Raw genomic sequence first — 13,204 nt, 5'->3', positions numbered from 1 at the left:
ATGGCCGATGCCCTTTCGAAAAAGCGCATCGTGCGCGCCGCCGCCGTGCAGATCACGCCGGACTTCGAGCGTCCGGACGGCACGCTCGACCGCGTCTGTACGGCCATCGACGAAGCTGCGGCGCAGGGCGTGCAGCTCATTGTGTTCCCCGAGACCTTCGTGCCGTATTACCCGTATTTCTCGTTCGTGCGCGCGCCGGTGGCATCGGGCGCGGATCACATGAAGCTCTACGAGGAAGCGGTCGTGGTGCCGGGTCCGGTCACGCAGGCGGTGGCCGAACACGCGCGGCTCGCGAACATGGTCGTCGTGCTCGGCGTGAACGAGCGCGATCACGGCAGCCTGTACAACACGCAACTGATCTTCGATACCGACGGCAAGCTGCTGCTCAAGCGCCGCAAGATCACGCCGACGTTTCATGAACGCATGATCTGGGGACAAGGCGACGCAGCCGGTCTAAAGGTCGTCGAAACGGGCGTGGGACGGGTCGGTGCGCTCGCTTGCTGGGAACACTACAACCCGCTCGCGCGCTATGCGCTGATGACACAGCACGAAGAGATCCATTGCAGCCAGTTCCCCGGCTCGCTGGTCGGTCCGATCTTCGCGGAGCAGATCGAAGTGACGATCCGCCATCACGCGCTCGAATCGGGCTGCTTCGTCGTCAATGCAACGGGCTGGCTGACCGATGCGCAGATCGAAGCCGTCACGCCCGATCCGAACCTGCAACGCGCACTGCGCGGCGGCTGCAATACGGCGATCGTCTCGCCCGAAGGCCAGCATCTCGCCGAGCCTTTGCGCGAAGGCGAGGGCATGGTGATCGCCGATCTCGACATGGCGCTCATCACGAAGCGCAAACGCATGATGGATTCGGTCGGTCATTACGCACGGCCCGAGCTGCTGAGCCTCGCGATCAACGATCGCCCGGCATCGCCCGTCACTTCCTTCAAGGACACCGAACACGATGAGCGCTCAAGAGAACCTGCCGGCATCGACACGGCAATTGATGACTGAGCTTCAGTCGACGGGCCTGCGGCTCGTCGATCCGCGCGCGGGTGTGTCGAGCCGGCGCGGCGGCGCGGGACCGTCGGATCACAAGGCGGTGACGGTCGATGGCGTGACCATCATGGTGCCCGTGCATACGAGCACCGCGTGGGAGTCGCCGTTCGTCGCCGGAGAGCCCGATGCGAACGGCAAAAGCGCGCTGATGCGCAATGCGATTCCAATTGCGAGCATCAGCTTTCCGAAGGCGCCGCGCTTCTATGCGATGCAGACGCTCGACGGCGTGCCGTACTCGCACATCGCGACGCTGCATAGCGCGGACGTGCTCGCGACGACCGTGCTGCAAACCTGCATCCGCTACGAGAGCCGACGCAAGTCGTGCAAGTTCTGCGCGATCGGCCAGTCGCTCGCTGCGGGGCGCACGATTGCGCGCAAGACGCCGGAACAGCTTGCCGAAGTGGCGCGCGCCGCCGTGCTGCTGGATGGCGTCAAGCATATGGTGCTCACTACCGGCACGCCGCCGACGTCCGATCGCGGCGCGCAGATCCTTTGCGAAAGCGCCTTCGCGATCAAGGCCGCAGTCGATCTGCCGATCCAGGCGCAATGTGAGCCGCCCGACGACGATCGTTGGTTCGAGCGCATGAAGGCAAGCGGCATCGACACGCTCGGCATGCATCTAGAAGCGGTGACGCCTTCCGTGCGCGAACGCATCATGCCGGGCAAGGCGACGGTGCCGGTCGCGCGTTACATGGAAGCCTTCGAGGCGGCGGTGGCCGTGTTCGGACGCGGACAGGTGAGCACGTACATTCTCGCGGGGCTGGGCGACAGCGCCCAGGCCATCGTCGATACGGCGCGTGAGCTCATCGCGCTCGGCGTGTATCCGTTCGTCGTGCCGTTCGTGCCGATCAGCGGCACGCCGCTCGAAGATCATCCCGCGCCCGCGCCGGATTTCATGCGTTCAGTGCTGGCGCCCATCGGTGCGATGCTCGCAAACGCCAGCATGCGCTCTGCCGATATCAAAGCGGGCTGCGCCAAATGCGGCGCGTGCTCGTCGCTTTCTTCGTACGAGGTGTGACATGTTCGTCGAAGCCATCGAAGGCGATGCATTCGATCTCGCCTACACGCCGGTCGAGTATCGCGTCAAGTGGGCGACGCTGCCGTGGGAAGCGGATGAAGCGTACAAGCTGCGCCGCGCGGTGTTCTGCATCGAGCAGGGCGTGTTCGTCGGCGACGATCGCGATGAGATCGACGAACGCGCGCAACTTCTCGTTGCGCTGAGTTGCGTCGCGGGCATGCCGGAGCAGGTCGTCGGCACGGTACGAATCCACGAAACGCAGCCGCGCGCATGGCTCGGCTCGCGGCTCGCGGTGCATGCGGCTTTTCGTTCGCACGGCAAGATCGGCTCGACGCTGATCCGCCTCGCGGTGTCGAGCGCACACGCGCTCGGATGCGAGACTTTTCTCGCGCACGTGCAGGCGCAGAACGTACCGCTTTTCCGGCGTCTGCGCTGGGACACGCAGCAGGAAGAGACGCTCTTCGGCCGCGCGCATCATCTGATGCGCGCGCAACTCGATGCGTATCCGCCGTGCGTCACGCCGCAAAGCGGATTCGTCGCGCTGGCGCGGAGGCCGTCGTGAACGCGCTGGCCGGTCTCGTCGAACGCTTGCGCGAGAGTCGCGGGTTTCGTCACAAGAGCGATATCTCGGGCGTGTTGTCGCGACTGCCCGCACTCGCGCATTCGGTGCCGAACGTGCCGATAGGCGACGACTGCGCCGCGATTCCCGATGGCGACGGCTATCTGCTCTTCGCGATCGAAGGGCTGGTGAGCGACTTCGTGCGCGCGATGCCGTGGTTCGCGGGCTACAGCGGCGTGATGGTGAACGTGAGCGATATCTACGCGATGGGCGGACGTCCGCTCGCCGTCGTCGATGCCTTGTGGAGCGGCGACGCGCAAGCGGCATCCGACGTGCTCGCGGGCATGGCGGCGGCATCGTCGGCGTATCGCGTGCCGATCGTCGGCGGCCATAGCAACGTGCGCAGCGACGGCGCGCAGCTCGCGGTGGCGATCGTCGGGCGGGCCAAGAAGCTTCTGACGAGCTTCGACGCGCGCCCCGGCGATGCGCTCGTGATGGCCGTCGATTTGCGCGGCCGTTTCGAGGAGCCTTATCCGTTCTGGAATGCATCGGTCGGCGCGCCGGCTGGCCGCGCATGTGGCGATTACGAACTGCTGCCCACGCTAGCCGAAGACGGCCTGTGCGATGCCGCGAAGGACATCAGCATGGCGGGCGCGCTCGGCACCGCGCTGATGTTGGTCGAATGTTCGAAAGCCGGCGTGCGCATCGATCTCGATGCCTTGCCATGTCCCGAAGGCGTCGATTTCGAGCGCTGGCTCACGGCGTTTCCGAGCTTCGGCTTCTTACTCTCCGTGCGCCCCGAACATGTCGATGAAGTGCTCGCACGCTTTGCTTCGCGCGACCTCGCGAGCGCGGTGATCGGCGAAGTGGATGCATCGCGTGAAGTCGTGTTGACGCGCGACGGCGATGCCGCGTTGCTATGGAACCTGAACGAGGAGCCCTTCATATGTGCGCGATGAACCCCTCAACCGAGGCTACACCATGCCAGTGATGCATTTTCTGGTTCGTTGGCCCGACGGCGTCGAGGCGAACTGCTATTCGCCTTCGACCGTCGTCGGCGAGTATTTCGCGGCAGGCGAAAGCTATAGCGTCGGCGATTTCGTCGCGCGTTCGCGCGAGGCGCTGAACATCGGCTCGGAGCGCGTGCGGGAGAAATACGGCTTCGCGTGCTCGGCCGCGCTCGATCAGCTTGCGCGCATCGAAGAGGATGCGCGCCGCTTCAGCGAAGCGCACGACGCACGCGTCACCGTGCTGGCGCTCGATTGACTCACTTGTCGAATGGTAGAGGGATTGAATATGTCGAACATCGATTCATCGCAGACCGCGCCGGCGCATTACAGCGTGATCGTCATCGGCGGCGGACAGGCCGGGCTTTCGGCCAGCTACTTCCTGAAGCAGGCCAGCATCGATCATCTCGTGCTCGAGAAGCACAGCGTCACGCACACATGGCGCACGCAGCGCTGGGACACGTTCTGCCTCGTGACGCCCAACTGGCAATGCGCGTTGCCGGGGCATCCGTATCAGGGCGCGGACCCGCACGGCTTCATGAAGAAGGACGAGATCATCGAATATCTCGATGCGTTCATCGCCAAGGTGAATGCGCCGGTGCTCGAAGGCGCGGCGGTCACGCGCGTCACGCGCGACGCGCAAGGACGCTTCGCCGTGACGAGCACGCGCGGCGAGTTCACGGCCGATCAGATCGTCGTCGCGTCGGGCGGCTATCACACGCCGATCGTGCCGCGCATGGCCGAGCGTCTGCCCGCTAACATCGTGCAGGTGCAGTCATCGGAATATCGCAACGCCGATGCGCTGCCGCCCGGCGCGGTGCTCGTCGTCGGCTCGGGTCAGTCGGGGGCGCAGATCGCGGAGGATCTGCATCTGTCGGGACGCAAGGTTTATCTCGCCGTCGGCGAGGCGCCGCGTTGCGCGCGGTTTCATCGCGGCCGCGATGTCGTCGACTGGCTCGCGGACATGCGCTATTACGACATGCCCGTGACCGATCATCCGTTGCGTGAAGGCGTGCGCGACAACACCAATCATTACGTCACGGGCCGGGATGGCGGACGCGACATCGATCTGCGCCGCTTCGCGCTCGAAGGCATGGAGCTGTTTGGCCGGCTCGAAGACTTCCGCGACGGCAAGCTGCGTTTCGCGACCAACCTGCGCGCGAATCTCGATGACGCCGATGATACCTATAACCGCATCAACGCGAGCATTGATGCTTTCATTGCGAAGCACGGCATCGACGCGCCTCCCACTGCGCCTTATGTACCCATCTGGCAGCCGCAGGAAGAGCGCGCGGAGCTCGATCTGCAGGCGAGCGGGATCACGTCGATCGTATGGTGCATCGGCTTTACGCCGGACTTCGCGTGGCTCGATGCGCCGGTGTTCAACGGGCGCGGATATCCGTCGCATATGCGCGGCGTGACGGCGGTGAAGGGTCTCTATTTCATCGGCCTGCCATGGCTGCATACCTGGGGCTCGGGCCGCTTTTCCGGCGTGGCGCGCGATGCGCAGTACATCGTCGATGCAGTGTGCGCGGAGCGGGCAAACGCGCCGGAGCGCGCGTCGATCGCGTGCGCGTGAAGGAAGCTCATGCCTCGTCACGACGATCCTTATCGCGCCGGCATGCCGCAGCTCAATTGCGCGGGGCTGTCGGAGAACTGGCTGCTGAAAGAGTGCGGCGACCGGCATTGGGACGCGCTCGCGCGCGAAACGGCGAGCGACTTCATCTCCGACGAGGGCAGCCGCGCGTATGCCGCGTTTACGTCGATCCGGCTGCGCGCCGACGGCATGCACGATGTGCGCGAGAACGACGCGCTGCGCATTCGCACCGAGCTTTCGCGTGTCGCGCCGGTGCGGCATCTCAGCGAACATCGCGTGAGCGGCAAAGACGACTCGATCGCCGCGCTGTCGATGATGTCCACCTTCGTACGACGCACCGAAGCGCGCAACAATCGCTCGGTCGCGCGGGCGAGTTTTGCGAACCTCAAAGGCGAGATCGCGCCGATGAATCCGCTCATCGCCGACATGCAGGAGATGGCGCGCAAGCTGCGCCTGCGTGAAGCAGCAGCGAGTATCGACGGAATCGCTTTGCACGCGGCCGAATGCGCGCCGGTCGAGTTTTTGCCGTGCCCGTACAGCGACTTCAACGGCGCGGACTTTCTGTACTTCGCGAGCTTTCAGGCGTTCGTCGATCGTGCGGAATGGCAGACGTGGCGTCTTGCGGACTTGCCCGCGCTCGTGTCGCGCGAGCTGCATTATCACGGCAACATCAACGTCGGCGAAGGGCTGCGGGCAACGTTTCGCCGCGCGTTGATCGATGATGCGCGCATCGCGCACTGGTGCGAGATCGAGCGCATGCGCGATGGCGTGAAGATCGCCGACGTACTGACACACAAGACACGGAGACGCGCATGAACCGCGTGCCGCGCAAGCCGCTTTACACGGCGGCGGATCTGGAAGGTCTCGCGCATCTCGACTCGATGCCCGGCGCCGCGCCGTTCGTGCGCGGACCGTATCCATCGATGTACACGGCCAGACCGTGGACCATCCGCCAGTACGCCGGCTACGCGGATGCCGCCGATTCGAACCTCGCGTTTCGCCGGGCGCTCGATCGCGGTGCGCAGGGCTTGTCCGTCGCGTTCGACCTGCCGACGCAACTCGGCTACGACTCGACCGACGATGAAGCGCGCGCTGACGTCGGCCTCGCGGGCGTGGCCATCGACACCGTCGACGACATGGCGCGTCTCTTCGAAGGCATCGCGCTCGAACGCGTCTCCGTGTCGATGACGATGAACGGCGCCGTGCTGCCGGTGCTTGCGGCGTACATCGTCGCGGCGGAGGAACGCGGCATCGCGATGGCGTCGCTCTCCGGCACCGTGCAGAACGACATCCTCAAGGAGTTCATGGTGCGCAACACCTGCGTGTTCGCGCCGGAACCGTCGATGCGAATCGTCGCGGATGTCGTGCAGTTTCTGAGCGAGCGGATGCCGCGCTTCAAGGCGTTATCCGTTTCGGGCTATCACTTTCAGGAAGCGGGCGCGGATGCATCGCTGGAGCTAGGGCTGACGTTCGCCAACGCCCGCGCTTATGTGCGTGCACTGTGTGCGCGCGGCCTGAACGTCGATGCCGTCTGCGAGCAACTGAGCTTTTTCTTCGGCGTCGGCACGGACTTCTTTGGCGAGATCGCAAAGCTGCGCGCGGCGCGGCTCATCTGGTCGAGCATGGCCGAAGAAGAGGGGGCGACGTCGGCGAAGAGTCGCGCGCTGCGGATGCATTGCCAGACGTCGGGCTGGTCGCTCGGTGCGACACGCACGCAGAACAATATCGTTCGCACGACCGTCGAAGCGATTGCGGCAGTGTTCGGCGGCACTCAATCGCTGCACACGAATGCACATGACGAAGCGCTTGCGTTGCCATCGGCATCCGCTGCGCAGCTCGCACGCGACACGCAACTGATTCTTCAGCACGAGATGGGGTTGTGCGATGTCGTCGACCCGTGGGCAGGTTCGTACATGATGGAATCGCTGACTGCGAGCGTCGCAGAGCGAGCACGCGAGATTGGCGACGAAATCGAGGCGCGCGGCGGTGCGCTCGAAGCGATTCGCACGGGCTGGGTTCATCGGCAGATTCAAGAGCGCGCGGCGGCGACGCAGGCGCGCATCGATTCGGGAATGCAGATGATCGTCGGCGCAAACGCGTTCATTGTCGACGATGCCGACGACGATATGCCCGCCTGTCTCGCGATCGATGGCGAGCGGGTGCGCGTGCAGCAGTCGTACAGAATCGCTGACGTGCTGCGCCGGCGGGACAAATCTCGCGTGCGCGCCGCGCTGGCCGCATTGTCGTGCGCCGCACGCGACGAAGCCGACAATCTGCTCGCGCTGACGATCGATTGCATGCGCGCCCGCGCGACGGTTGGTGAATGCACGCGCGCGCTCGAAGCCATGTGGCCGCGTCATGTTCCGGCAACGGCGAATACGACACGCGTGTATGGCGAATATCGTCGTGACGACGCATGGCACACGGCATGCGCTCGCGTCGCGCAACTGCGCGAAAGGCTTGGTCGAAAGCCACGCATGCTGATCGCGAAACTGGGACTCGACGGACACGATCGCGGCGCGAGTGTCGTGGCGTCCGCGTTGGAAGATGCAGGCTTCGATGTGACGACTACCGGATTGTTCGCATCGCCGGCCCAGGTCGCGAAGCTCGCTGCGCAAGGCTCGTACGATGTTATCGGCGTTTCGTCGCTTGCCGGTGCGCACGGCACGCTCGTGCCTCGATTGCTGCGCGAGCTTGCCGATCGCGACGTGCATACGCCGCTCGTCCTAGGCGGAATCGTGCCCGACGAAGACGTCTTCTTGCTGCGAAAGAAAGGCGTCGCCGACGTATTCAATCCCGGTTCGACGATGCACGAGATCGTCGAACGGCTGGTGAAGGTGATCTGCCCGAATGCGCAATCCGAATCGCGCCTGGTTCCTTCGCAGACAGAAAATCGCACGGGCCTTTTGACGTAAAAGGATTGATAGGGCGCGGCCTTCCCAGTGCCTTTAGAACGAATCCCACTCTCCGTCACCGGCCGTTGCCGCGGCAGACGGCTACGATTGCGGTTGCGTGGCTGCCGGAAGAACCTGGGCTTTCGCCGATGCAGCTTTTAACTGAAACGCCAGCGGTCGTGCCGGCTTCCGTACAGACGCGGCCGTAGGCGCGGCAGCGAAGATGTCACGCTGCCGCCGACGGAAAAAGTCCGACGTCCTGCTTCATTGTGCCGGCCTGCTCTCGCAACGACTGCGCAGCAGCCGTCGCCTGCTCGACCAACGCCGCATTCTGTTGTGTCACATCGTCGATCTGCGTGATCGCTTCATGGATCTGCGCGACGCCGCGTCTCTGCTCATCTGATGCCGCGCTGATCTTGCCGACGACATCCGATAGCTGACCGATCGCCTTGCTCACGCGTTCCATGTTGGTGTTGACGAGCGCGGCCTGTTCCGCGCCTGCCTGCACTCTCCCGGACGGGACCACGATCAGTTCCTTGATCTCCTTCGCCGCGACAGACGCCCGCTGTGCGAGCGCGCGGACTTCGCCCGCGACGACGGCGAAGCCACGGCCTTCTTCGTCTGTGCGCGGCTTCCACGGCCGCATTCAGCGCGAGGATGTCCGTCTGGAACGCGATGGTCTCGATCATTCCGGTAGGGTCGGTGCCAGGGAGACGCTCAGTCAATTGTTGCGCCGATGTCTGCTCCAGGGCAACCAGCCAGAGAAAGACAACGTCCACGCAGGGTCGGGTGCTGAAGTTCGCGCCGCGTTCTCGAGGTCGCGACGCACTTGACCCGCAAACTTCGGTCATGTGCCACAAGCGGTCACTCGGGATCAAGAGGAGCACGTCATCTGTAGGTCCGCTATCGCTATAGCTAGAGACAGTTGCGTTCATCGGGCCGTCTCCATCATAAATACTTAACGACCAGAAATTCACTGACCCCGCTTCCGTCGCTGAGCACGGTATGACCGCAGGTTTAGGGATCAGCCGTCTCTCTCGCGATGCAAAAGCATCCGATCTGTTTCGGCCGCCAGCACGCCGGCAACGAGCGCCTCCGGCCGATAAAACGATTTCGATCGCTCGACTACCTCGATCACGGAAAGCTCGATCTGATTGATGCCGGCTGCCTTGATCGTGTTCATCGAACTCGCCCACACGATGCGGGGAATGCCCGCCCAGACCATCGCGCTGGTACACATCGAACAGGGCTCTCCCGTCGTATAGAGAGTGCACTCCTGCCAGCCGCGGTTTCCGTACCTCGCAACACAATCGTTCATGGCCACGACCTCGCCGTGATACATCGAGTTCTCAATCGACATGTTGACGCCTCGCCCGCGCACTTCGCCCGATGCTTCGTGCACGACGACGGCGCCGAATGGGTATGCCGGATTTTTCTTCGCTTCTTCGATCGCGAACCGCATGCTGTCGGATTTTCATGGCGGCGCCGTGTCGTGGGCAAGTCGCAAGCGGTTGAAGGACGCAAGACGACTAACGTTCGTCGCGATGTGCCGGTTTGTCAACGCCTTTGTCACCGCGATGCCGAAGGGCCGCGAGGCGCGGTATCGGATAGCGCGAAAATGCGGATCGATCGCTATATCGGATGCGTATACCGCCATTGAAAGACGGTATTTTCCTCGCCCCCGTGAAGTCGGCACACTCCGTTTCGAAGCATCAGAAAGCGACGCGCAGTGCTCGTGTCAAAGGCACAGCGTGATGGCGCTCGGGCGGCGTCGACGGTGGCCTTAGCGGGTACGACTCGACCCGCAACGTGACGCTGCCGGGCTATGCTGCACAGCCCAAGGGTGCGTTCAACGCGTACGAAGCCGGCCTGCACTCGCGCGTCGTCTACATCCTTCCGATGAACGACTCGTATGTGAAGCCCTATGTCGACGTGCACTCGTCCATATGCATACGAATGCCTACACGGAGCAGGGTGCGAGCGCGCTCGACCTCGCGGTGAACAGCGCCAATGCGACGACGCTGTCGGTGTCGCCGATGCTGGAAGTGGGCGGACGCTGGACGTTTGCAAACGGCATGACGTTGTGGCCGGACCTCGCGGTCGGCGGCGTGTTCCATAACCGCAATTACTGGGATGCGAACGCACAGTTCGTCGGCAGTGCGCCGGGCGTGGCGCCGTTCTCGGCGGTGGCATCGGCGCCTTCGTCGCTCGCGAAGGTGAAGGTCGGCGTGAATCCAAGCGTATCGAAGCGCACCGAACTCAAGCTGGAGTACGACGGCCAGTTCGGCAGCGGCTACAGCTCGAACGAAGGCATCCTGCGCGTGAACTATCTGTTTTGAGCGGCATGACCGATGGCCAGAAGATCAGGAGGTTCCCCGTGGCGATGACCGAATTCCGCGGTGCGCGGCGACTGCTCGCCGAACGCATCGGGCCCGTGGCTGTGATTTCCCTTGCTCAACTGTTCGGCACGTCGCTCTGGTTTAGCGCGAATGGCGCTGCGTCGGGGATCACGCGAGCCTGGCACGCGAGCGCCGGCGATATCGGCTGGCTCACCAGCGCCGTGCAGGTTGGGTTCATTCTCGGTACGCTTGCGATGTCCATGCGCGGAAATGCCGACCGCTTTCGCGCGAGTTCCATCTTCGTCTGGAGCGCCATCTTCGGCGCGCTCTTCAACGCGATGTTCGCGCTGCTCGCGACTGGCATCGTTTCCGGCGTGATATGTCGCTTTCTTGTCGGTGTGTGTCTGGCCGGCATCTATCCGATCGGTATGAAACTGGTCGTGAGCTGGGCGCCAGAGAAAACCGGACCGGCGCTCGCGCAGCTCGTCGCCATGCTGACGCTGGGCTCCGGACTCCCGCACGCACTGAAGGCGATGGGAACGAATCTGCCTTGGCAAGCGATCATCGGGGCTTCGTCGGTGCTGGCTCTGCTGGCGGCCTTGCTGATATTCGTCCTCGGCGACAGAACGCACGAGCGCGGCCCGCTCGATGGCCACGTGATGGTCAAGGGTTCGTCATCCCCCGGTCTTCTCGATACGTTCAGGCGCGCGGATTTTCGCGCCGCGGCGTTGGGCTACTTCGGTCACATGTGGGAGCTCTACGCGTTCTGGACACTGGTTCCGCTCTATGTCGCACATTCGTCGCTGGCGATCAGCGGTCACGCCGGAGGCGCTTCGGGTCTCGCGTTTCTCATCTTCGTGGCAGGTTCAGCGGGCTGTCTCGCGGGAGGTGTGCTTTCGCGGAGGTTCGGCAGCGCGCGTGTGGCCGCGGGCGCGCTGGCAATATCGGGTACGTGTTGCGTGCTGTTCGCGCTCGTGTGGCGCGACGCGAGCGCGCCCTGGCTCCTGACCCTGTTGCTCGTGTGGGGAGCAACCGTCATCGCCGACTCTCCGCAATTTTCTGCCTTATCGGCCGATGCCTGTCCGCCGGAGCTCGTCGGAAGCGCGCTGGCGATCCAGAACGCTATCGGCTTTGCGCTCACGGTCGTTTCGATATCGGCCGCAACTGCGCTGTTCGAGCGCATCGGCCTCGATTCGACCTGGCTGCTCGCAATCGGCCCCGTCGCCGGTCTGATCGGCTTTGCGCCGGCTTTTCGGCGGGGGACGTGCCGCGACGGATCGGCGACATAGTCTCTGCGTCGATTCTTTCGCCGTCTGGCTCGTAATTGTTGGCTCATTGTCGCGGCCTAGAGTAGGCGTCGAGATCAACAGCCGTTTGGATGAGCAAGATGACCGCCTATCTCGACAAGACACAAACAAAGGAAGTGGCGGCCCTGAGCCGGACGTTTATCGAGTGCACTGCCGTCAAGCGCAGGTTACGCGTTCGCGCCGTAACGCCGCGAATCTGCTCCTGTTCATCGAGGAAGTCCGAAGCCAAGGGCGCATCCCCTTCCGTTGTGTTGCATCGACCGGTTGAATTCGCCCCGAACAGCGGCCGTTCGCTACCCCTTAACCGGGAATGAAACGTTCTGCCTTGAGTCGCTCGAACAGGTCGAAGAACGCATCTGGCGTGCCTTGGTAATCGAGGAACCCGGCCTTACGACTCTTGGTCATGTCTGTCACGACTTCCATTGGACGGCCAAGATCGGCGTCGGTGTGCCACCACGACGCGAGCCGATCGATGTCCGGCTCCACCAGGCCGTACTTTGCGGCAACATCGCGCCATTGATGCGCGGCGTCCAGCATCCGACCTTCGAGTGGTCGCACAATGTCGTCGAATGGTGCCGCTTCGATGCCGAAATAACCGGCCAGTTGCCCCCACATCGTTTTCCAGCGAAAAACGTCGCCGTTTACTACGTTGAAATCTTCGTTTCGCGCCGCTTCGCTCGTCGACGCCCACTCAATATGCCGTGCAAGAAGGCGTGCATCGGTCATGTCTGTGAGGCCGTTCCACTGTGCGGCGGAGCCAGGAAAGACGAAAGGCTGGCCAGTATGTCGGCATAGCGTCGCGTAGATGGCGAGCGTCTGCCCCATGTTCATCGCGTTGCCGGGCGCAAAGCCGATAACCGTGTGCGGGCGATGTACGCTCCAAGTAAAGCCTTCGCGCGCCGCGGCGTCGAAGAGCCGATCTTCCTGCTCGTAGTAGAAATTCTCGACCGGCTGACGCCCCTGAGATTCCCGAAAAGGCGTATCCGGAACTGCGCCGGACGCGTATGCCTCGAACGGGCCGAGATAGTGCTTCAGCCCGGTAACCAGCGCTGCATGTTCGAGCTTCGAGCGCCGACCCAACGAATTGAGGACGTTGCGGACCATCGCGCCGTTGACGCGGATGTTCTCCTTCTCGTTCGCCTGCCGCGCCCAAGCGGTGAAAAACACATGGCTGACGTCGACGTTCGCCGTCGCAGCCGCGACAGATTCGGCCGACGCGAGATCCGCGACGATGAGTCGGCACCCCGGCACGCCGGCCGTACGTCCACGCGATAGTCCATAAACGGTCCAGCCGGCCGACAGCAGACGATCCGCTAAGGCTCGCCCGACAATGCCGCTGGCGCCGACAATCAGTGCTCGATGATTCATGTGTAAGTCCGAGTTTCGTTCATCGCTCGAGGATACTTCAGACTGAATTTCTCATTTGGGAT

The 13,204-nt window shown here is 63.5% G+C and carries 12 protein-coding genes and 1 pseudogene; 10 read left to right on the top strand and 3 right to left on the bottom strand.

What is annotated here, in order from left to right; all coding sequences use genetic code 11:
• The 8 genes from AWB70_RS30450 to scpA are packed head-to-tail and all read left to right on the top strand — an operon-like array spanning position 1 to position 8,149.
• Positions 1-1,008, top strand: coding sequence for a Nit6803 family nitrilase (locus AWB70_RS30450; protein WP_053568941.1), 1,008 nt, complete (start codon positions 1-3; stop codon positions 1,006-1,008).
• On the top strand, positions 1,001-2,071 hold the full coding sequence (locus AWB70_RS30445) for an MSMEG_0568 family radical SAM protein (RefSeq protein ID WP_053568914.1): 1,071 nt from the start codon (positions 1,001-1,003) through the stop codon (positions 2,069-2,071). The genes AWB70_RS30450 and AWB70_RS30445 overlap by 8 nt, the downstream gene beginning before the upstream one ends.
• 1 nt (position 2,072) lies before the next feature.
• Positions 2,073-2,633 carry an MSMEG_0567/Sll0786 family nitrogen starvation N-acetyltransferase gene (locus tag AWB70_RS30440; RefSeq protein ID WP_053568915.1) on the top strand — a complete coding sequence of 187 codons (561 nt, stop codon included), beginning with the start codon at positions 2,073-2,075 and terminating at the stop codon, positions 2,631-2,633.
• Positions 2,630-3,589, top strand: coding sequence for a sll0787 family AIR synthase-like protein (locus AWB70_RS30435; protein ID WP_053568916.1), 960 nt, complete (start codon positions 2,630-2,632; stop codon positions 3,587-3,589). The genes AWB70_RS30440 and AWB70_RS30435 overlap by 4 nt, the downstream gene beginning before the upstream one ends.
• Positions 3,590-3,611: 22 nt before the next feature.
• Positions 3,612-3,896 (top strand): MSMEG_0570 family nitrogen starvation response protein, encoded by a 285-nt coding sequence (locus tag AWB70_RS30430; RefSeq protein WP_045455481.1) that lies wholly within the window; start codon positions 3,612-3,614, stop codon positions 3,894-3,896.
• 30 nt (positions 3,897-3,926) lie between these two features.
• Complete coding sequence (locus tag AWB70_RS30425; protein WP_053568917.1) at positions 3,927-5,216, top strand: MSMEG_0569 family flavin-dependent oxidoreductase; 1,290 nt, start codon at positions 3,927-3,929, stop codon at positions 5,214-5,216.
• 9 nt (positions 5,217-5,225) lie between these two features.
• Entirely contained in the window at positions 5,226-6,050 is an 825-nt protein-coding gene (locus tag AWB70_RS30420; RefSeq protein ID WP_053568918.1) for a Pnap_2097 family protein, read from the top strand.
• Entirely contained in the window at positions 6,047-8,149 is a 2,103-nt protein-coding gene (gene scpA / locus AWB70_RS30415; RefSeq protein WP_053568919.1) for a methylmalonyl-CoA mutase, read from the top strand. Before AWB70_RS30420 ends, scpA begins: the two co-directional genes overlap by 4 nt.
• A 205-nt stretch (positions 8,150-8,354) precedes the next feature.
• Here scpA and AWB70_RS30410 read toward each other — a convergent pair.
• Together AWB70_RS30410 and AWB70_RS30405 are read right to left on the bottom strand one after the other, a co-directional pair.
• A pseudogene (locus AWB70_RS30410) lies at positions 8,355-8,823 on the bottom strand (methyl-accepting chemotaxis protein); the annotation flags it as partial.
• Between the two features lie 329 nt (positions 8,824-9,152).
• Positions 9,153-9,590: a nucleoside deaminase gene (locus AWB70_RS30405; protein WP_053568921.1), complete on the bottom strand. Its 438-nt coding sequence runs from the start codon at positions 9,588-9,590 to the stop codon at positions 9,153-9,155.
• Positions 9,591-10,074: 484 nt separating this feature from the next.
• Here AWB70_RS30405 and AWB70_RS30400 point away from each other — a divergent pair, with 484 nt between their 5' ends.
• A complete protein-coding gene (locus AWB70_RS30400) occupies positions 10,075-10,467 on the top strand; it encodes an autotransporter domain-containing protein (RefSeq protein ID WP_053568922.1) in 393 nt (130 codons plus the stop codon).
• Between the two features lie 44 nt (positions 10,468-10,511).
• Positions 10,512-11,756 carry an MFS transporter gene (locus tag AWB70_RS30395; protein WP_053568942.1) on the top strand — a complete coding sequence of 415 codons (1,245 nt, stop codon included), beginning with the start codon at positions 10,512-10,514 and terminating at the stop codon, positions 11,754-11,756.
• Between the two features lie 318 nt (positions 11,757-12,074).
• On the opposite strand, the gene AWB70_RS30390 is transcribed toward AWB70_RS30395, so the two are convergent.
• Complete coding sequence (locus AWB70_RS30390) at positions 12,075-13,142, bottom strand: SDR family oxidoreductase (protein ID WP_053568923.1); 1,068 nt, start codon at positions 13,140-13,142, stop codon at positions 12,075-12,077.
• Positions 13,143-13,204 lie beyond the last annotated feature (62 nt).

The organism is Caballeronia cordobensis (assembly GCF_001544575.2).
Lineage (GTDB): Bacteria > Pseudomonadota > Gammaproteobacteria > Burkholderiales > Burkholderiaceae > Caballeronia > Caballeronia cordobensis.
The sequence above is the reverse complement of the archived record's forward strand: the minus strand, read 5'-3'. Positions and strand labels throughout refer to the sequence as shown.